Genomic DNA, 19,366 nt, shown 5'->3' on the forward strand with positions numbered 1-19,366 from the left:
CAAGCCGGAGTGGACGATTGCTCGCAAGGCGACCGGGCGCGCCAGATGCCCGGCGGACGTGGCGCACCCTGCTTTCCGAAACACCCACGCGCGCTCGGTATACAATCGGCGAACGAGCCGGGGACGACGCGCATCACTTTGATGCAAGGGCGCTGCGCAGACACGGACGGCCCCTCGATCCCTGTAGATCCGACTGAAAACGCCCGGAGATGAAAAGAATGGACGTTACAATTTTTGGCAGCGGTTACGTTGGACTGGTCACTGGCGTCTGCTTGGCGGAGGTCGGCAATCGCGTCCTCTGCATCGATGTCGATCCAGCCAAGATCGCCCTCCTCAACAGCGGCGGCGTGCCTATCTACGAGCCCGGGCTCGACGAGCTGATCAAGCAGAATCGCGAGGCCGGCCGGCTAACCTTCTCGACCGATGCCGAGGCAGGGGTACGGCATGGACTGTTTCAGTTCGTCGCGGTCGGCACGCCGCCGGACGAAGACGGCTCGGCGGACCTGCAGTACGTCCTTGCGGTCGCACGCAGCATCGGCGAGCACATGGACAGCTATCGCATCCTCGTGAACAAATCGACGGTACCCGTGGGCACTGCCGACAAAGTGGCCGCCGCTGTGCGGGACGCACAAACGGCTCGGGGCAGTACCGTTGAATTCGATGTCGTGTCCAATCCCGAGTTCCTGAAGGAAGGTGCCGCAATCGATGATTTCATGCGCCCGGATCGCATCATCGTCGGCACGGACAACCCACGTACCGGCGAGCTGCTGCGGGCACTCTATGCCCCCTTCAATCGCAGCCACGACCGCGTCATGCTAATGGACGTGCGCTCGGCCGAGCTGACGAAATATGCGGCCAATGCCATGCTGGCAACCAAGATCAGCTTCATGAACGAGCTGTCAAACATCGCCGAGGCGGTCGGCGCCGACATCGAAAAGGTCCGCGTCGGCATCGGCTCGGATCCGCGCATCGGCTACCAATTCATCTATCCCGGCTGCGGCTACGGCGGCTCCTGTTTCCCGAAGGACGTGCGCGCGCTCGAACGCACCGCGCGCAGCTTGGGGTACGACCCGCAGCTGCTGCATGCCGTCGAGGCCGTGAACTTCCGACAGAAGGATATTCTGTTCAAGAAGATCCACGCGCATTTCAATGGCGATCTGCAGGGCCGCACCATCGCCGTTTGGGGTCTCTCGTTCAAGCCCAACACCGACGATATGCGCGAGGCATCGAGTCGCGTCTTGATGGAATCGCTCTGGGAGGCCGGCGCGAAGGTTAAGGCATTCGACCCGGTTTCGATGCCCGAGACACACCGCATCTACGGTGAGCGAACCGATCTGGCACTCGTCGACGATGCCGTATCGGCATTGGAGGGTGCGGACGCACTTGCCGTGCTGACAGAGTGGGCGCAGTTTCGCAGCCCGGATTTCCGGGTAATGAAGAACAAGCTCAAGGCCGGAGTGATCTTCGACGGTCGCAACATCCTCGACGGGCAGCTCGCGACCGCAACCGGACTGACCTATATCTCGATCGGTCGTTTGCCGATGACAGCTCAGTAGCACCCCGCCCTGATCGGACGCGTCGGGCCTGCGGGTCATCGGCTTCGAGCCGAGCCCCGCTCCCCCGCGACGAAGGGCGCCCTGCACGCCGGACGAGCCTCGCCGACTCCCCTTAAACCGCGCCAGCTCCGACAGTTGTCGAAGGTGGCGCGGTCAAGCCAATCCAACAAACGAGGCATCCCGCACCGGGCGCGGTTTAAAAGCGGTGATTCCAACCGATCTGGATATCCATCTGCTCCATGTAGATGGAGCCCGTTTGCGCTTGGGTGATGCTGGGGCTCGTGCCGCTCAACTCTTCCTCCGGCATGTAGGAAAAGGCGAGTGCGAACTCATCCTTTTCCGTAAAGCGATAGGACGCACCCAGGGTAAGGTGCCAACGAATGGTCGCGGGCGCCAGAATGTTGAACAGGGCCTGCCGACCGGAGGCGAATTCGGTGTTGTAGCTCACGCCGCCCATCAGACTCAGCTTCTCGTCGTGGTCGTAACGCACACCCAACTTGAAGATGTCCATGCTGTCCCATCCAAAACCGATTCCGTCATCCCCGCCCAAACAGAACGCGGGTTTGGGATTCGAGGTGAAACAGGGCGAGATGTCGTTGTCGTTCGAGTTGGAAATCGACGAGACCTCGCCGTAGAAGATGCGCTGGTAGTCGAAGCCAAGGGTCAGGTCCGGCCGCGCCTTGAAGGCGACGCCGAAGTTCAACATCGCAGGGATATCGAACTCACCCTGATTTGCAAACAACCCCTTATAGTCATCGAATTCCGACATCCACATCTTGGTGCGATACGACATCCCGAACGCCAGTTGATCGGTTACCTCGCCGTACCATCCCAGATGCAGTCCGGCGCCGTAGGACCAGTCGGTTCCGTTGTTCGAGACCTTGTCCGGGTACAAGGATGCCGCGCGGAACGGCTGAAGCCCTTTAACCTCGATACTCTGCATCGCAAAAACCGGCGCGATACCGACCGCCTGCTTTCCATCCGCGAACTTGAAGGTATAGGGGATCTCGATGAACAATTGCTCGAGGTTGACGCCGGTCGAGCCGGAGGCGCTCAGAAAACCGCCGGGGTTGGCGTTGTTGCCGTTCGGCGGGGGGGGCATGCTCGGGTCCGTCACGGGCATCGGCGGATTGGTCTGCGTAAACAGAAGTCCGCTGGGGCTCGCAATGGTGCCGGGGGGCGGCATCATCCCAGGCCCGATCGCCAGCTGATTGGGCGCCGCGGCAAAATTCTCCCAGACCGGACGATCCCGATAATCGGTGTTCAGCCCGCCGTTGCCGAATAGGGTAAAGCCGATCGTGCTTCTTTCATCAAGCTCGTAATTGAAACCGAAGCTCGGGATCAGAAACCAATCACCTTCGCTGTCGTATCGGCCAGGGGCGATGAAGGGCCCGGTCGGAAAGCCCGATACGGGGTCTACGGAGTAGTCGTCGTTGGCTTCATAGCCCCGCGGCGAGGGGGTGAAGAAGGACAATCCAACATCAAGGGATGTCCCGACGAATGCCATTCCGGCGGGGTTCGTGGCCGTAACCAGCGTATCCTGCGGCAATGCCGCGGCGACGCCCGCCATCGCCTTGGACTTTGTGCCCCAGCCGTGGGAGAAATATCCGTTGGTCGCCAATGCCAGTGTCGGCACGGTTGCGCACGCAATCGCTGCAGCCGTCAGCGGCCACTTGAATGTTCTGTTCATGTGCGATAAGTCCTCCAATCATCATGCCGCTTCAACGGCTAATTTTGTCGTTAAGTTGTCGAACCCCGTTCGAAGGGCGAGCCAACACCGGTATCGACGGGCTGTCGAGCTCGGAGATGAGCCGTCATTGAAAGCCGCGGAGACGAACTCCCCCGCCGACAGGTCGGATGACTTCGGATTCAGTGCGAGCGATAGCCCGTTCCCGAATACGGCGTCATTCGACGGGATGTCTGCAGAAGGCGCGGTGAGGCACTTTTGCGGAAAGGGCCGAGACGCACGGCGATCACGGAGATCGGGCGGAATACTCGGCTCGGGATTGCGATTTGTCAAACTCCGCTAAACCACGTCCGGAGTCAACGATCGACGCTTGATGCTGATTCGAACTCGACCGACCTCATCGACGCTGTCGCTGACGCGGTTTAGGAAATAAAAATCAGGATGTTAAAGGATTGCAGACGTAGTTCTCACGGGCTCGGCCCATGCGGGGTCGAGTGTGCACGAACTGCGAATGAGAATCCTAACGGCGTTCAATCGCGCCGTTGCGAGTGGAGACGATTCATGGCGATCTGAAAGTGACCGGCGACGAGGTCCTCGAGGATCAGCTCGGCATCGGCAAGGGCTGCGTCGATCTGCTCGACATCGGCCTTGGACGGACGCCCGAGGACATAACCTGTCACCAGGGTGCGATCCCCGGGATGGGCGATCCCGATCCGCAGGCGCCAAAAGTCACGACTGCCGCCCAGTGCGGCGATGGTGTCGCGCAGGCCGTTGTGCCCGGCATGGCCACCGCCCTGCTTGAGGCGTACCTGGCCGACCGGGTGGTCGAGCTCGTCGTGAGCAACGAGGATTTGCTCGGGGGAGATCGAATAGAAGCGGGCGACCGCGGCGATCGATTGACCGCTGCGATTCATGTAGGTCGAGGGCTTGAGCAGACGCAGATCCGGCCCCGAGAGCTGGATGCGAGCGAGCTGGCCGAAGAATTTGGACTCGGCGCGGAACGTCTCGCGAAAACTCCCGGCGATCCGGTCGACGAGCCAAAACCCGACGTTGTGACGCGTCGCCTCGTACTGCTCGCCGGGATTGCCGAGCCCGACGATCAGACGGATGCCGGCGGACTCGCTCACCGGACACCGCCGAGCGACGACCGGCACTCAAGGCCGGAAGAGTGACCATCGAGCAACCGGTCGCCACGGAAAAACCCTTTGTCAGGGAATCGAATCAGCACTGTCGTCCGCCGCCTGCGGCGTCCGATGATATCAGGCGCCTTCGACTTCCTCCTCCGTCTCGTCGCCGCCACCACGCGGGCCGTAAACCATGGCGACGGCCTCGTCCGAATCGGGGGTATGAGCAAGACTCACACCCTCGGGCATCTGGATCTCTGACAGATGGATGATCTGGCCGATGTCCATCTCGCCCATGTCGACGAGGATGAACTCCGGGAGATCCTTGGGCAGACAGACGATCTCGAGCTCGGTGATGTTGTGGGACACCTGCCCGCCCATCTTCACACCCTTGGAGCGCTCCTCGTTGACGAAATGCAAGGGCACGCTCATGCGCAGCTTCTCGTCCTGCGTGATCCGCAGAAAGTCCACATGCTGCACGAACGGCTTGGCCGGATGGCGCTGCAGGTCTTTCAAGACGACCTTCACCGAGCGCTCCCCAATCTTCAGATCGAGTACATGCGAGTAAAATGCCTCGTTCTCCAGGTGCTTGAGCAGCTCGTTATGGCCGACCGAGACCATCTCGGGCTCCTGATGACCACCGTACACGATGGCGGGCACCTGCCCCGTGCGACGCAGGCGGCGGCTCGCACCCGTTCCTGCAAGTGCGCGGGTCTGCGCGTTGATCTCGAAACTGACGCTCATCGGCGTTCTCCGGTTGATGATGACGACAAAATGCGCCGGATCCCGCGACCAGGATCGCAACGCCGCAATGGTTTGATATCAGTCGACGAACAGCGAGCTGACCGACTCTTCGTTCGAGACCCGGCGCATCGTTTCGGCAAGCAGCTCGCCGATACTCAACTGCCTGATCTTGTTACAAGCCTTCGCGGCCGGACGCAATGGAATGGTATTGGTGACCACCAGCTCGTCGAGCCGAGATGCCGAGATGTTGTCGACGGCCGGCCCCGAGAGCACCGCGTGGGTGCAGTAGGCCACGACCTGACAGGCCCCGGCGTCTTTCAGCGCCGCTGCGGCGCTGCAAAGTGTCCCGGCCGTATCGACCAAGTCATCTACGATGACGCAGGAGCGATCCCGAACATCGCCGATGATGTTCATCACCTTCGCCTCGTTGGCCCGCGGGCGACGCTTGTCGATGATCGCAAGATCCGCGTCGTCGAGCCGTTTGGCCAAGGCGCGCGCCCGCACCACACCGCCGACGTCCGGCGAAACCACCATGAGATCCTCGTAGCGTTTTCGCCAAACATCACCCAACAGAATTGGCGAGGCGTAGACGTTGTCAACCGGGATGTCGAAAAAGCCCTGGATCTGATCCGCGTGCAGATCAACCGTCAGAACGCGATCGGCGCCGGACTGACCGATCATCTTGGCGACCAAGCGCGCCGTGATCGGAACTCGCGCGGACCGGGGCCGGCGGTCCTGCCGGGCATAGCCGAAATACGGGATGACCGCGGTGATGCGCTTGGCGGACGCCCAGCGCAGGGCGTCGATCATCACCAACAGCTCCATCAGATTGTCGTTGGTCGGAGCCCCTGTCGGCTGCACGACGAAGACGTCGCGCCCGCGCACGTTCTCCTGGATCTCGGCCATCACCTCCCCGTCGCTGAACTGGCCGACGACGGCCTTCCCAATCGGTACGCTTAAATAACCGGCGATCTCCACCGAGAGCTCCGGATTGGCATTCCCGGAAAAAACCATCAAATGGCTGGCAGGCACTGGCGATTTCCTAACGTCTTGCTGAGGGGATGACAGTACCCGGGCTCGGAAAAAAGCGACGACGCTTTCGGTGAAGCGGTGCGACGCAGGCGGTGAAGCGGTGCGACGCAGGAAAGCGCCAACGGACGCAGCGCCGTCCGGACTCGATTCGCCTCGGCGGGGTATGGCTGGGGCGCCAGGATTCGAACCTGGGGGTGCCGGGATCAAAACCCGGTGCCTTACCGCTTGGCTACGCCCCAAAAATTGGTTTAGACGTCGAAACCACACGCTCGTCACGCCGCCGGATCAGGGCAGCGTGTCCATGTGCGCGAGCAGCGGAGATCGATTCAGCCCGCGGGCGACAAAGGCGCGCATCGCGGGCGGACATTGCTCAAGCGCGCGGAGCGCTCGCAGGCGATCCTCGAAGACCGCAAATACGCAGGCCCCGGTTCCGGTCATACGTCCGCCTCCCCAGCCCGAAAGCCAGTCGAGGGCCTCCGCGACCGGAGCGTACTCGCGTCGCACGACGCTCAAGCAATCGTTTGATATATCGCCGGCAACGAAGTCCGCTAGTGTGGCGGGCTCCGAATCCCGTGTCAACTCAGGATGCATAAACACATCCCTCGTGGAGACGGAGCAGTGCGGGGACAGCACAAGATACCAGGGCTCGGGCAACATGACCGGCGTCAGGCGCTCCCCCACACCCTCTCCCCAAGCCGCACATCCGCGCACGAAGACAGGTACGTCTGCGCCAAGATGCAGGGCCAGCTCCGCGAGGGAGTCTTCGCCCAGACCGGTGCCCCAGAGTCGATTGAGTGCAACCAGTGTGGTCGCCGCATCGGAGCTGCCGCCCCCGAGCCCTCCACCCATCGGAAGCAACTTCTCGCAGTGGATATCTGCCCCGAGACGGCAACCGGTGGCGTCCCGGAGGATTAGCGCCGCGCGGACGGTCAGGTCGTCCTCCTGCGCGACACCCGGCACCTCGACGAGACGACGGATCAGCCCGTCCTCGCGCACCTCGAACCGAAGCCGATCGCAACGGTCGATGAACTGGAACACTGTCTGCAGCTCATGATAACCGTCCGCCCGACGCCCGACGATGCGCAGCATCAGATTGAGTTTGGCGGGCGCGGGCCAAAAGGCCACGGCGGAAGGCGCGAGCATGGAAGGCTCGCTCATCGGACTCTGGCTCATCGGGACGGGTCGCCGCCGGAGGCGCGATGCCGCCCCATCACTTCATTGAGATACTCGTGGTCCGGATGCTCCTTGGCCGCCGCCGCCCAAACCGCGAGGGCCTCTTCGCGACGATTCATGGCCCATAGCACCTCACCGAGGTGCGCCGCGATCTCCCCGTCACTCATGTGCTCGAGCGCGCGCCTGAGATAATCGAGGGCGGTCTCGTAATTGCCGAGACGGTAATGCACCCAGCCCATACTGTCGAGGATCGCCGGCTCCTCCGGCTTGAGCGCATAGGCCTTCTCGATGTAGCCCTTGGCCTCGGCGTAGCGGTCGGTTCGATCCGCCAAGGTGTAGCCGAGTGCATTCAGGGCATCGGCGTGCTCGGGGTCGATCTCGATGATCCGCCTCAGGTCCTGCTCAGCGAGGACGATCCGATCGAGCTTCACCGCCGAGAGCGCGCGAGCGTAGAGCAGATTCTCGTCGTCCGGAAATGCCTGCAAGGCGGTGTCGAAGATCGCCATCGCCTCGTCGGTCCGGCCGACCGACTCGAGAATCTCGGTCTCGACCAGATAGAGAAGAACGGCGTTATCGGGCCCTCGGTCGCGCAGCTGTTGGAGGATCTCGCGCGCACGCCGAACATCGCCGCCCTTCGCACTCAGCAATGCCGTGCGAATCTGCGCATCGACCGAATTCGCGCCTTTCACCTTGCCGTACCACGAGAGAGCGGCTTCGGAATTTTCGGCACGCTCCTCGACCTGCCCAAGGTAGAAGGCCGCGTCGTCTCGACGCTCCCCGGTCTCGTAGAGACGTGTGAAATAGATGCGCGCTCCTTCCGTGTCCTCGAGCTGCAACGACAGTACCCCGACAGCGAACAGCACATCCGGCTCCTTCGGGCGATTGTCGAGTAGGCGCTGAAAAACATCGCGCGCGCCGGAGAACTCCTCTTCCTCGACGAGGAGCTGACCGTACAACATGCGCAACACCTGATCGTCCGGACTCAGTGCGAGATACTCTTCCAGCAACGACCGCGCTTCACCGCGCTTGTCCGATGAGATCAGGAGCTTCACCAGAAACAGTCTTGGCTTGTTCCATTCCGGGCGCAGCTCGAGCGCCCGACGCGCGGCGGCATCGGCGATCTCGAGCTGCGACGCGCTGGCCGCCACCATCGCGAGCGACTGTTGCGCATGCGCGCTCTGCGGAAACTGGTCGGCCAATGCCTGCATCAGTCCGACCCGGGCCGCGGGCGTCGGCGCGCGCGCGATGATCGCGGCGGCGTGTCCGAACGCCGCGTCCGGGTCATCGGGCGAAAGCTGCACGAGACGCATCAGATGCAGGAGCGCCCCTTCGTGGTCGTTCGCCTTGATGCGGGAGAAGGCGCCCATCTGATGCGCGCCGGTCGAAGTCGGATCGAGGTCCAGCCAACGCCGCAAGCCCTGCTCGGTCGCCGCATCGTTGCCCGCGGTGATGGCGGCACGCACGGCCAGCTCGGTCAAGCGGGGATCCTGCATGAGGTCTGCCGCTTCGAGATAGTAGGTGAAGGCCGTGTCCATATCCCCGCGACGTGCGGCGACCTCGGCAACCAGCACGGCGTAGACCTGATCGGCATTCAGCCCGCCGGAGAGACCCGCTGCATCGGCCTCGGGGAGGTCGGCCGGCGTGCCGGCAGATCCCTCGGGTTGCGGAGGGCTCGGCGCCGCGTTCGTGACAGGATCCGGGACCTGCGCGAACGCGCCCGCGGACAGGAGCACCAAGACGGCAAAGAACCCGACAGTGGAAAGCAGAGACGAGCGTGGCATGTTTGATGATCCGGCAAGAGCCAATCCAACGACGATTGTGATCGTGAGAGCCCAGTATAGCGAAGCAGTTCCGTCCCCCCTACACCCGAAAAACCACAAGATCCACGTCAGTGGGTTTTCATCGACCCCCGAAAGTCGGACAATCGCGAGGATCACCACCTGACGACCTCGGTACTATGAAGCTGCTTGTTCTCGGACTCAATCACAAGACGGCGCCGGTCGATGTCCGCGAGCGGCTCGCCTTCGGTCCCGACATCATCGTCGGCGCCTTGCGCGACCTCACCAATTGCGACGGTATCGCCGAGGGTGTCGTACTCTCCACCTGCAACCGCACCGAGATCTACTGTGCGGTGCAGGATTGCTCCGAGGAGGCGGCTCGTCACTGGCTGAGCCGCTTCCACGGGGTCGAGCAGGAACGAGTGGGGCCGTTTCTGTACGCCCACCTGGGGCGCGATGCGGTCACCCACCTGTTGCGCGTCTGCAGCGGGCTCGACTCCATGGTCCTGGGCGAGCCGCAGATCCTGGGTCAGGTGAAGAACGCCTATCAGACCGCGACGGACTGTACCGCAACCGGGAAACTGCTCGGACGTCTCTTCCAGCACGCCTTCTCGGTCGCCAAGACCGTCCGCACCGAGACCGCGATCGGCAGCAGCCCGGTCTCGGTCGCCTTCGCCGCGGTGAACCTCGCACGCCAGATCTTCAGCGACCTGTCCCAACAGACCGCACTCTTGATCGGCGCCGGCGAGACCATCGAGCTGGCCGCCCGCCACCTGCACCGCGCCGGCATCGGCCGCATCATCGTCGCGAACCGCACCGTCGAGCGCGCCCATGAGCTGGCCTCGCAGTTCGACGGATACGCGATCGCCCTTGCCGAGATCGGCAACCACCTGGCCGAGGCCGACATCGTCATCGCCTCCACCGCGAGTCCCTTGCCGGTGCTCGGCAAAGGCACGGTCGAGCGCGCTCTGAAAAAGCGCAAACACCGCCCGATGTTCATGGTCGACATCGCCGTGCCGCGCGACATCGAGCCCGAGGTCCGGGAGCTCAGCGACGTCTACCTCTACACGATCGACGACCTGCAAGGCGTCATCGACGAGGGCCTGCGCTCGCGCCAGGCCGCCGCTGCCCAAGCCGAGGACATCATCGCCTTCCACGCCGACGAGTTCATGGCCTGGCTGCGCTCGTTGGATGCCGCCGGGCTCATCCAGGATTATCGCCAACGCGCCGAAGAGCTGCGCGACGATGTCCTTGCACGCGCCCAGCGCCAGCTCGACGCCGGCAAGCCGCCGACCGAGGTCCTCAACTATCTCGCCCACACCCTGACCAACAAGCTGCTGCATGCGCCCAGCTCGCGTCTGCGCCAAGCCGCCCGAGAGGGCGAGGCGGAGATCCTGGTGGCGGCCAACGAGCTCTTCCAGCTCGACCCGAACCGCGCCAACTCGACTCTATGAACCGATCCATCCGAAGCAAGCTGGAGCGCATCTCGGAGCGCTTCGGCGAGGTTGTGGCGTTGCTGGCCGAATCCGAGACCCAGTCCGATCAAAATCGGTTCCGCGAGTTGAGTCGGGAGTATGCCCAGCTCGAGCCGCTCATCGCGGGCTACAACCGGTATCGCGCAGCTGAGCTCGACCTGGCTGCCGCCGAGGAGATGCTCGCCGATCCGGAGATGGCCGCACTCGCGCGCGAGGAGATGGCCGAGGCAAACGACCGGCGCGAGCAGCTCGAGCCCGAGGTCTATCGTCTCCTCGTCCCGCCGGATCCCGACGATCAGCGCAACGTCTTTCTCGAGGTCCGCGCCGGCACCGGCGGGGCCGAGGCCGCACTCTTCGCCGGAGACCTCCTGCGGATGTACCTGCGTTATGCCGAGCTGATGCGCTGGCAGGTCGAGCCGATTTCCGAGAGCGCCGGCGAGCTCGGCGGCTACAAAGAGGTCATTGTGCGGATCATCGGCAACGGCGTCTTCTCGCGCCTGAAATTCGAGCCGGGCGCGCATCGGGTGCAGCGCGTCCCCGAGACCGAGTCCCAAGGCCGCGTTCACACCTCCGCCTGTACCGTCGCCGTCATGCCCGAGGCCGATTCGATCGACTCCATCGCGATCAATCCGAGCGAGCTGCGCATCGACACCTATCGCTCCTCGGGTGCTGGCGGTCAGCACGTCAACAAGACCGACTCGGCGATCCGCATCACCCACCTGCCCTCCGGGATCGTCGTCGAGTGCCAGGAGGAACGCTCCCAGCATAAGAACCGGTCGAAGGCCATGTCGCTGCTCCAGGCCAAGCTGCTCTCCGGCGCACGCGAGACCCAGGCCTCCGAGCAGGCGCAATCGCGCAAGCTCCAGGTCGGCAGCGGCGACCGCTCCGAGCGGATCCGAACCTACAACTTCCCCCAGAACCGACTGACCGACCACCGCATCAACCTGACCCTCTACAAACTCGACGAGATCATGACGGGCCAGCTCGACCAGGTCATCGACCCGCTCCTGCAAGAGTATCAGGCTGAAGTGCTGACCGCGATGATGGATGGCTGAGACCGGGTCGGACGGTCCCGGATCAGACCGGTTGGGCTCGGGGGAGGGTGACTCGGAGCCGACAGAAGGATCCGGCGGAACACCGCGCGCGGTCGAGCTGCGCGTCGCCGCCGTCCTTCAGCGGGCGACAACGGCGCTTGCAACCCTCCCCGACGGCACGCCTCGATTGGAGGCCGAGCTGCTGCTGACCGAAGCGACAGGCTGGTCGCGGACCCGTCTCTTCGCCTGGCCCGACCATCCCGTCGCACCCGCTGCCTACGCCCGCTTCGACGCACTCCTTGCCCGCCGTTTGGCCGGCGAGCCCGTAGCCTACATCCGCGCTCGCCAGGAGTTCTGGAGCCTGGAGCTCTGCGTCACGCCCGCGACCCTCATCCCGCGCCCCGAGACCGAGCTGCTGGTGGAGACGGCACTCGAGTCCCTCCTCGCCGACGCCCCCCTGCGGATCGCCGACCTTGGCACCGGCAGCGGCGCCATCGCTGCCGCCTTGGCCACGGAGCGACCCGCATGGCAGGTCTTCGCGACGGACCGCTCGCCCGCCGCGCTTGAGGTCGCCCGCGAAAACCTCGTGCGGCTCGGCCTGCGAAACGTGGCCCTACTCGTGGCGCACTGGTCGGACGCATTCCCGCCCGCCAGCCTGGACGCCATCGTGAGCAACCCCCCTTATGTCGCCGCCGGCGACCCGCATCTCGCCCGCGGCGATCTCCGCTTCGAGCCACGCGAGGCCCTCACCCCCGGCGGCGACGGCCTGGGTGCCTGTCGTGCGATCGCGGCCGATGCACGGCGCTGCCTCCGCCCCGGCGGCTGGCTGATCCTCGAGCACGGCTACGACCAAGGCAGCGACGTGCGCAGAATCCTTGCCGACGCTGGCCTTTTAGCGCCGAGCACCCGAACCGACCTCGCCGGCCACGATCGCCTGACGATCGCTCGCGTGTGAGTGCGGCCGCCAGCTATCAGCTATCAGCTATCAGCCAGAGGCTATGGGTAGCCGTTTTCTGCAACGTGGCTCCAATGAATCTAAAGTATCTGCGAGCCACCGGCATCGGGCAGTCCAGCCACGGCTTCGGATGCAGGTCGAACATCGGCTCACCCACCAATCGATCGACCGCCTCGCAATAAACACTGTTGGTCCATGCCTTAAGTCGTTTACGGAAGTCCGTGAGCTAATACCTAATAACTGATAGCTGATAGCTGATAGCTGATAGCTGATAGCTGATAGCTGATAGCTGATAGCTGATAGCTGATAGCTGGAGCCCGGCGGCTGGCCGCTGGCGACCCGCCCATTTCCCTACCCCTTGACTCAGACTCTGTCCGTCAGTATATTAGCATTAACTTAAATTATGACAGAGCAAAGACTGATGAAAACAACTTCGATCCTCTTGATCGCTACTTTGGTCGGCTCGTCCGCCGTCGTCGCCGACACCCGGCCTCTCGCAGTCGGCCTCGACGGCAGCTTCGAGAATGAACGCAGCTTCGCGACACAGGCCGGTCGCGACTGGTATCAGCAGCAGCGCCGGATCGCCGCCGAGCTTATGGCAGAGCACATGCTTGCACGGCTGCACGAGGCATCCGATGAGACGGTGACGGATGCCTGCATCCGGGGCGACGCCTCGCCGAGCGGTCGGTTCGCGAGTGCAGAGTTGGAACAGATCGCCCATGCCTTGGCGGATCCGCGTGTGATCGAGCTTTTGGAGGCCAGCGCCTACTACGCTGCAGTCGTCGAGGGGCGCGTACCGGTCACGAACTGACCGCGTCGCATCTTTGAGAAATAGCGGTTAGTGCTTAGTGCCTAGAAACGAAAGCCTAAACGGTGGCTTAACGACCGGAAAGCCGAAACTCCGGTGCGTATTGGGCATCGATCGGAATTTGTCATATCAGGGCCGAACACCTCGTCACAACCGCCCGAGCGTCGCGCGAATCCAGCCCTCCGCCTTCTCGTTCACCGCCTTCGGGGTCTTGCCCGCGCAATCGATCGGCTCTCCGATCACGACCCGGATAGTGCCGGGGAAACGCCACAGCGACCGCGCCGGCCAGCAGTCACCCGCATTGTGAGCAATCGGGACGACCCGTCGTCCGGCACGACAGGCCAACATGGCGCCTCCGGCATTGAATCGCCCCACCTGCCCTGGCGGTTGACGCGTGCCCTCCGGGTAGATCACCACGCTGACTCCCTGCTCGAGCCGCTCCAGACCGATACGCAAGATCGTCTTCAATGCCTGACCCGGCTGGCCTCGGTCGATCGCGATCGGCCGCAGAAGGATGAGCGCCCAACCGAAGAACGGCACCCAAAGGAGCTCGCGCTTGAGCACCGTCGCCTGAGGCGTGATGAGCAACTGAAGATAGAAGGTCTCCCACTGACTTTGGTGATTGGCCAAGACCACCACGGGCTCGCCCCGCGGGATATTCTCAAGCCCGCTGACCTCGATCTCGACACCGTTGAGCCGACGCAGCAACCACATGGTCGCTTGCGACCAGAGGTTCACGAACCGATAACGCTGCTCGAAGGTCTGAAATGGGGCCACAACAAAAGCGGCGATGCTGTGGAAGATCCCCATCAGGTTGTAGAGTATGAAAAAAAGGATGCTGCGAAGACGGATACCGCGACCGATCGCGCGTCCGACATGAAGATCCGGATCGGATGCTTCCGGTCGCCCGGGACTCGGCCCCTGCCGGAGTGCAGTATCCGCGTCGGGAAGATCTCTTTCGGTCATGCGCTGTTCCATGACTGGTTACGGATGGCTTCGGCACGGAACATGCGTTCGAGCACAAACCCGGCCGAGCGTTCGGAGAGGCCGAACAACTCGACTCCGAACGGCTCCCCGTCGAGCGCCGATCGGAGCAACATCCCGGCTCGATCGAGCAGCGAGCGAGCCGGCAGGATTCCGCTTTGAGAATTGCGATGCCGCGATTAGCATAAGGATACCATGCACATCTCAGACGCCGACCGCATCAAGTCCCGCGAGATCCCCTTCCAGGAGATCCATCCGGATCCGCACCAAGCGGCAACCGCCGCACGGTTCCTGAAGGATGTGGACGGTATCCTCGACACCAACCCCGTCGCACCGATCCTTCTCAAGGTCACCTACGACGTCCTCGTCACCCGCCTCCAAGAAATCGAGGAGGCCCTGACGGAGCTCGGCCTCCACATCGACAACCGTTTGATTTACCGTGTTAAACGCGCGCTCTACTACTACACCGAAGACACATTCCGCGCCAACTGCGGCTGTCCGAACGGCGAGAGCAACTGCACCAAGAAGGTCTTCGCCAAGCGCTACGAGATGATCGAGCACGGCTGCCGGGACGATCGGCCGGAGCATTGGCGGCGGTATTTGTAGCTTTCAGCCTCCAGCCTCCAGCCTCCAGCCTCCAGCCTCCAGCATGTTGACAGCACGACTCACCCAGGTCACCAAGATCCAGCGCGCCGCGCCGCACGAGAGCAACGTTATCGGACAACACGAAGTCCACGGGAGATTCGTCATTCGACGAAAGCTACGGAGCCAGCCCGGCCGGGGGCCTGAGGCCGGGAGCTGGTGGCTGGAAGCTGGAGGCTGTCGACTTGGGGCAGGAAGCTGGCGGCTCGGATCCGGAGGCTCCGCGTGACCGACGCCGAGCTTCTGCGCTACAGCCGCCAGATCCTGTTGTCCGATTTCGGGATCGAGGGTCAGGAGCGACTGCGGGCATCCAGCGTCCTGGTGGTCGGGCTCGGCGGACTGGGCTCGCCCGTCGCCATGTATCTCGCCGCGGCCGGTGTCGGGCGACTCGTGCTGGCTGATTTCGACGCGGTGGATCTGTCCAACCTCCAGCGCCAGATCATCCACACGACCGCGCAGATCGGGTGGCCGAAGGCGGAGTCGGCGCGCATCGCACTCGCCGCGATTAACCCGGACGTGGAGCTGGTCACCGTCAAGCGCAGCCTCGTCGAAGAGACGCTGCCGGACATCGTCGCCGACGTGGATCTGGTGCTCGACTGCTGCGACAACTTCGCGACCCGGTTTGCCGTGAACGCGGCCTGTGTGGCTGCCGGTGTCCCACTGGTCAGCGGCGCGGCGATCCGTCTCGAGGGCCAGGTCACGGCCTTCTCCGGCCAACCCGGCGGACCCTGTTATCAGTGTCTCTACCCGCGCGACGGCGGCATCGACGAGACCTGCTCGACCAACGGCGTCTTGGCCCCGGTGGTCGGCATCATCGGCAGCATTCAAGCCACAGAGGCGATCAAAATCCTGACCGGACTCGGCGAGCCCCTGTTCGGGCGCCTCTTGCTGCTCGATGCTGCGCTCATGCAGTGGCGAAGCCTGCGCTTGCCTTCCGATCCGCAGTGCCCGGTCTGCTCCGTGAGGCGGGCTTGAGAAAAGGCCGAGGATTCGGGCTCGACGGCAAGAATCAGCACACAAAACCAAAACGTGGTTTCCGCGGCTCAAGCGACTGAAAACCCGCCGCACGTCCATGTATATCGGGGCGCATCTTCACGGACAGGCGCACCCGGTCCTTTCACACAAGCAGTCGAACAGGTCATCTGTCTCATGCGCTTCGAAATCAGCCCCGATCAAATCAAAAAGGCCAACATCCCGCACGAATTATTCCTGACCAACCTGATCGCCAACCACATCCTGCTCGCGGTCGCGATGGGCGGCTTGGCCGGAAGCTTTCCCTGGGTGATGGCCATCATCCCGGCCATCTCTTTCGGCATCCTCGGTTTCACGCTTTGGCGTGCGAAGCGCGGCATCGGCCGCGACTCCTGGTATGTCATGTGTCACTGGCAGATCTGTGCCAGACGCAGCCGGATCTTCTTGGTGATGCTCGGCTTGCTCCTCGTCGCGGTCGTGGTCGGCTGGATCGGATATGCCTACGGCGGGATGATGAAGGAGGCGGTCTTCGCGCTGGTGATCGGTGTTGGGATCCTACCCGTGATGGCGACGGTTCTCATATTGATCATCATTGAGTCCGATGCCCTCTATCACGCCAACCAGGCCAAGCTCCCGAATTGGGTCGTCGAACGCTTCCCGAACGCCGATGCCGTGGTGATCAGGGAGGAACCGCACATCACCCATCCCTCACCTTGAGACTCTCGACCGATCCGGGCTGATCAGTCGATCCGCCCGGCATCAAGCTCCCGTGGCGAAGGCATAGTCGAGCAACAGCCCGACGAAGATCGCCATGCCGAAGTAGTTGTTGTTCAGGAATGCCTTGAAGCAGTACGCCGGTGCGCGCTCCCGAATCAACACCTGTTGATGGAACGCGAGCCCCGAGGCGACCGCCACCCCCCCGAAGAAAAAGAACCCGCGCTCGGCCAGCAGCCCGATCCAGACCAAGAGCCCCAGCATCGACAGCTGCAGCAACCCGATGATCAGCCGATCCCGCTTGCCGAAGAGGATCGCGGTCGACTTGATCCCGATCTTCAGATCGTCCTCACGATCGACCATCGCATACTGGGTATCGTAGATCAGCGCCCAGATGAGGGTCGCGATGAACAAGAGCCAGGCGTACCCGGGGATGCCGCCGGTCACGGCCGTGAAGGCCATCGGAATCGCCCATCCGAAGGCCGCGCCGAGAAACAGCTGAGGCACATGGGTGAAGCGCTTCATGAAGGGATAGATCAGGGTCAGCGCGGCCGCGACCACCGACAGGGCCACCGTCTGCCAGTTCATGAAGAGCACCAAAGCGAACGCGACAAGCGACAGGATCACGAAGATCGCCACCGCCTCTTGCGGGGAGACCGCGCCGGTCGCCAACGGCCGTTCACGGGTGCGCGCGACATGCCCGTCGAAGTCCCGATCTGCGAAATCGTTGATCGCACATCCGGCCGAGCGCATCAACACGACCCCAAGCACGAAGACGGTGACCACCTGCCAGGGCGGCTGTCCCTCCCCGGCCAACCACAAGGCCCAAAGCGCCGGCCACATCAATAGGAAGATGCCGATCGGCCGATGCAGGCGCACCAGCAACACATAGGCATGCAGGCGCTCGCGCCAGGACAGCGAACGCCGGCTGCCGGTCTTGACCTCGGGAAAGCTCATATCGCCAGTCGTCATCCGAGCTGAAGTGAAGACTAAAATCGCGCCGAATTATCGCACAGGCACAGACGCAGAAAGACGCGCGGTTTAGAATCCGCTTGTCGTGATGCCGCGCAGTCCGGTTCTCCGGCGGTCCACCACCGCGCTTAATCGAGTCGATCGGTGCAGAGATTACCGTCCGAGATCATTTTCGTTGTCGTTGTCGTAATCGTGGTGATGATCGATTACGACAACGACAACGAACGGTCTCGACACCTCTGCAGTGCTGCAGCAGGTTTCATCCCCCAACCCGAACACGAGGGATCCATCCCGCGCGCTATTCAACGATCCTGCTCTTAGGCGTGGCTGCACTCTTGCCCGGTGCGACACTCTCCGCGGAGACGACCGGCGCAGTGCGTATCTTCACCATCCCCGGAGACGCGCAGTTGTTTGTCGACGGCGAGCGCAAAGCCACCGCTCCGAGCACGCGACAGGAGACCTTCTGATCCATCTCGCCCCGGGCGAGTATCGCATCACGGCCCGCCGAGACGGCTTCGACCCGGCCGAGCAGGATAACTTCGTCGCCGTCGGAACGGAGCAGACCCTGCAGCTCAGCCTCGCCCCGGAGATCGCCGTGGTCTCGGTCCCGGCCGGCTGCTTCCTGATGGGCAGTCCGGCCGACAAGCCCCGGCGCGATTCCGACGAGGGACCACAGCATGAGGTCCGCGTTCCCGCCTTCGAGATCGGCAAACGCAGAGTCATCTTCGCCGAATGGGATACCTGCGTGATCGATCAGGGCTGCACCAAAACCCGTCCGACGAGGGCTGGGGTCGCGGCGATCACCCCGTGATCAACGTCTCCTGGAACGACACCCAGGAGTATCTGCGCTGGCTGAATCGCCTGACCGACAAGGGCTTCCGACTGCCCACCGAGGCGGAATGGGATTACGCCGCACGCGCCGGCACCACGACGCCCTTCAGCGCCGGCGCCTGCGTTAAGAGCGATCAGGCGAACGATGACGACACGCATGCCCTCCGGCGCTCTGCGCCAGGTGCCACGATGGCCGGAGTCGGTACGAGCAAGGCCGATTGCGACAACGACAACCGTGGCAAAGGTATCCTCTCGTCGAGTTGTTTTGCTTACTTTAGACCCTAGACCGTTCCTTAAGGCGAATTCCGAAAATCCTTGAGGCCGTAGGTTGTGCCGAGCCGTGCGAGGCACAACCAACCGCCGGCGAAAGTTGTGCTTCCTACCGTCAGCACAACCTACGGGTATGGGATTCTCCGGGAATCGCCTAAAACGTCGAAATACCCCCTCCAGTACCAGCCCCGCCAAGATCAGGCCGATATTGATCATCCAGCCGGTGACCTTGCGACCGGGTCGGCGCGCCCGCTCGGTCGGCGGCTTGATCAGATCCTTCTCGAGCTCGCCGCCCGCCTCGAGCCGCTCGTACTCGGGCGCATGGTCACGCTTGAGCTCCTCCAAAGGCACGGCGCCGGTCGCAATATCGTACTTCTCCCAATCAGACCAGCGGTCGAGCTTCGGCAGCGGGGCCATCCCGAGAAACGGCTTGAACATGGCCCCGCTGTCGCGGATGTCCTGCCAATTGGGCACCATCGAGGTCGGACCGAACCACTGGAAGCCTTGCCGGCCCGGACGATGTTGACGAGCACGACGATCAGATGACCGAAGGCCGTGACGGTCGTACACTTGGCGGTATGGGTGTAGCCCAGACGCACCACCTGGCCGTGATAG

20 protein-coding genes and 1 tRNA gene are annotated in these 19,366 nt (G+C 63.2%); 11 read left to right on the top strand and 10 right to left on the bottom strand.

The window, feature by feature from the left end; all coding sequences use genetic code 11:
* Window positions 1-218 precede the first annotated feature (218 nt).
* Window positions 219-1,556, top strand: coding sequence for a UDP-glucose/GDP-mannose dehydrogenase family protein (locus AADX97_RS24000; RefSeq protein WP_374234964.1), 1,338 nt, complete (start codon window positions 219-221; stop codon window positions 1,554-1,556).
* Window positions 1,557-1,752: 196 nt separating this feature from the next.
* On the opposite strand, the gene AADX97_RS24005 is transcribed toward AADX97_RS24000, so the two are convergent.
* The 7 genes from AADX97_RS24005 to AADX97_RS24035 form a co-directional block, all read right to left on the bottom strand.
* Window positions 1,753-3,246 (bottom strand): OmpP1/FadL family transporter, encoded by a 1,494-nt coding sequence (locus AADX97_RS24005; protein ID WP_374234963.1) that lies wholly within the window; start codon window positions 3,244-3,246, stop codon window positions 1,753-1,755.
* 527 nt (window positions 3,247-3,773) lie between these two features.
* Entirely contained in the window at window positions 3,774-4,370 is a 597-nt protein-coding gene (pth, locus tag AADX97_RS24010; protein ID WP_374234962.1) for an aminoacyl-tRNA hydrolase, read from the bottom strand.
* A gap of 132 nt (window positions 4,371-4,502) precedes the next feature.
* The gene (locus AADX97_RS24015) at window positions 4,503-5,111 is read right to left on the bottom strand and encodes a 50S ribosomal protein L25/general stress protein Ctc (protein WP_374234961.1); all 609 of its coding nucleotides are present in this window, start codon (window positions 5,109-5,111) and stop codon (window positions 4,503-4,505) included.
* A gap of 78 nt (window positions 5,112-5,189) precedes the next feature.
* A complete protein-coding gene (locus AADX97_RS24020; RefSeq protein ID WP_374235032.1) occupies window positions 5,190-6,128 on the bottom strand; it encodes a ribose-phosphate diphosphokinase in 939 nt (312 codons plus the stop codon).
* Window positions 6,129-6,307: 179 nt separating this feature from the next.
* Window positions 6,308-6,382 (bottom strand) — tRNA-Gln (locus AADX97_RS24025).
* A 46-nt stretch (window positions 6,383-6,428) separates the two neighbouring features.
* Complete coding sequence (ispE, locus tag AADX97_RS24030; protein ID WP_374234960.1) at window positions 6,429-7,301, bottom strand: 4-(cytidine 5'-diphospho)-2-C-methyl-D-erythritol kinase; 873 nt, start codon at window positions 7,299-7,301, stop codon at window positions 6,429-6,431.
* An 11-nt stretch (window positions 7,302-7,312) separates the two neighbouring features.
* Window positions 7,313-9,097: a tetratricopeptide repeat protein gene (locus AADX97_RS24035; RefSeq protein WP_374234959.1), complete on the bottom strand. Its 1,785-nt coding sequence runs from the start codon at window positions 9,095-9,097 to the stop codon at window positions 7,313-7,315.
* A gap of 176 nt (window positions 9,098-9,273) precedes the next feature.
* On the opposite strand from AADX97_RS24035, the gene hemA reads away from it, so the two are divergent.
* The 4 genes from hemA to AADX97_RS24055 all read left to right on the top strand — a co-directional run bounded on the left by hemA (window position 9,274) and on the right by AADX97_RS24055 (window position 13,369).
* Window positions 9,274-10,548, top strand: coding sequence for a glutamyl-tRNA reductase (gene hemA, locus AADX97_RS24040; RefSeq protein WP_374234958.1), 1,275 nt, complete (start codon window positions 9,274-9,276; stop codon window positions 10,546-10,548).
* Entirely contained in the window at window positions 10,545-11,624 is a 1,080-nt protein-coding gene (prfA, locus tag AADX97_RS24045; protein WP_374234957.1) for a peptide chain release factor 1, read from the top strand. Before hemA ends, prfA begins: the two co-directional genes overlap by 4 nt.
* Window positions 11,617-12,558: a peptide chain release factor N(5)-glutamine methyltransferase gene (prmC, locus tag AADX97_RS24050; protein ID WP_374234956.1), complete on the top strand. Its 942-nt coding sequence runs from the start codon at window positions 11,617-11,619 to the stop codon at window positions 12,556-12,558. Before prfA ends, prmC begins: the two co-directional genes overlap by 8 nt.
* A 421-nt stretch (window positions 12,559-12,979) precedes the next feature.
* Window positions 12,980-13,369 carry a hypothetical protein gene (locus AADX97_RS24055; protein ID WP_374234955.1) on the top strand — a complete coding sequence of 130 codons (390 nt, stop codon included), beginning with the start codon at window positions 12,980-12,982 and terminating at the stop codon, window positions 13,367-13,369.
* A 144-nt stretch (window positions 13,370-13,513) separates the two neighbouring features.
* On the opposite strand, the gene AADX97_RS24060 is transcribed toward AADX97_RS24055, so the two are convergent.
* Together AADX97_RS24060 and AADX97_RS24065 are read right to left on the bottom strand one after the other, a co-directional pair.
* The gene (locus tag AADX97_RS24060; protein ID WP_374234954.1) at window positions 13,514-14,332 is read right to left on the bottom strand and encodes a lysophospholipid acyltransferase family protein; all 819 of its coding nucleotides are present in this window, start codon (window positions 14,330-14,332) and stop codon (window positions 13,514-13,516) included.
* Window positions 14,329-14,466 carry a hypothetical protein gene (locus AADX97_RS24065; protein WP_374234953.1) on the bottom strand — a complete coding sequence of 46 codons (138 nt, stop codon included), beginning with the start codon at window positions 14,464-14,466 and terminating at the stop codon, window positions 14,329-14,331. Before AADX97_RS24065 ends, AADX97_RS24060 begins: the two co-directional genes overlap by 4 nt.
* A gap of 79 nt (window positions 14,467-14,545) precedes the next feature.
* Between AADX97_RS24065 and AADX97_RS24070 the strand changes: the two genes are divergently transcribed.
* From AADX97_RS24070 to AADX97_RS24080, 3 genes are all read left to right on the top strand, one after another.
* Window positions 14,546-14,956 (top strand): hypothetical protein, encoded by a 411-nt coding sequence (locus AADX97_RS24070; protein ID WP_374234952.1) that lies wholly within the window; start codon window positions 14,546-14,548, stop codon window positions 14,954-14,956.
* Window positions 14,957-15,217: 261 nt separating this feature from the next.
* Window positions 15,218-15,967 (top strand): ThiF family adenylyltransferase, encoded by a 750-nt coding sequence (locus AADX97_RS24075; RefSeq protein ID WP_374234951.1) that lies wholly within the window; start codon window positions 15,218-15,220, stop codon window positions 15,965-15,967.
* Between the two features lie 174 nt (window positions 15,968-16,141).
* A complete protein-coding gene (locus tag AADX97_RS24080; protein WP_374234950.1) occupies window positions 16,142-16,681 on the top strand; it encodes a hypothetical protein in 540 nt (179 codons plus the stop codon).
* Between the two features lie 42 nt (window positions 16,682-16,723).
* On the opposite strand, the gene ubiA is transcribed toward AADX97_RS24080, so the two are convergent.
* Window positions 16,724-17,635, bottom strand: a complete 912-nt coding sequence (gene ubiA / locus AADX97_RS24085; protein ID WP_374234949.1) for a 4-hydroxybenzoate octaprenyltransferase — start codon at window positions 17,633-17,635, stop codon at window positions 16,724-16,726.
* Window positions 17,636-17,973: 338 nt separating this feature from the next.
* On the opposite strand from ubiA, the gene AADX97_RS24090 reads away from it, so the two are divergent.
* The 3 genes from AADX97_RS24090 (at window position 17,974) to AADX97_RS24100 (ending at window position 18,766) form a co-directional block, all read left to right on the top strand.
* Window positions 17,974-18,117 (top strand): hypothetical protein, encoded by a 144-nt coding sequence (locus AADX97_RS24090; protein ID WP_374234948.1) that lies wholly within the window; start codon window positions 17,974-17,976, stop codon window positions 18,115-18,117.
* A gap of 158 nt (window positions 18,118-18,275) precedes the next feature.
* Window positions 18,276-18,461, top strand: coding sequence for a hypothetical protein (locus tag AADX97_RS24095; RefSeq protein WP_374235030.1), 186 nt, complete (start codon window positions 18,276-18,278; stop codon window positions 18,459-18,461).
* The gene (locus AADX97_RS24100; protein ID WP_374234947.1) at window positions 18,383-18,766 is read left to right on the top strand and encodes a formylglycine-generating enzyme family protein; all 384 of its coding nucleotides are present in this window, start codon (window positions 18,383-18,385) and stop codon (window positions 18,764-18,766) included. The genes AADX97_RS24095 and AADX97_RS24100 overlap by 79 nt, the downstream gene beginning before the upstream one ends.
* The last annotated feature ends 600 nt before the right edge of the window (window positions 18,767-19,366 follow it).

Origin of the sequence: Thiocapsa sp. C2-2m (genome assembly GCF_041903745.1) — a bacterium.
GTDB lineage: Bacteria > Pseudomonadota > Gammaproteobacteria > Chromatiales > Chromatiaceae > Thiocapsa > Thiocapsa roseilacustris.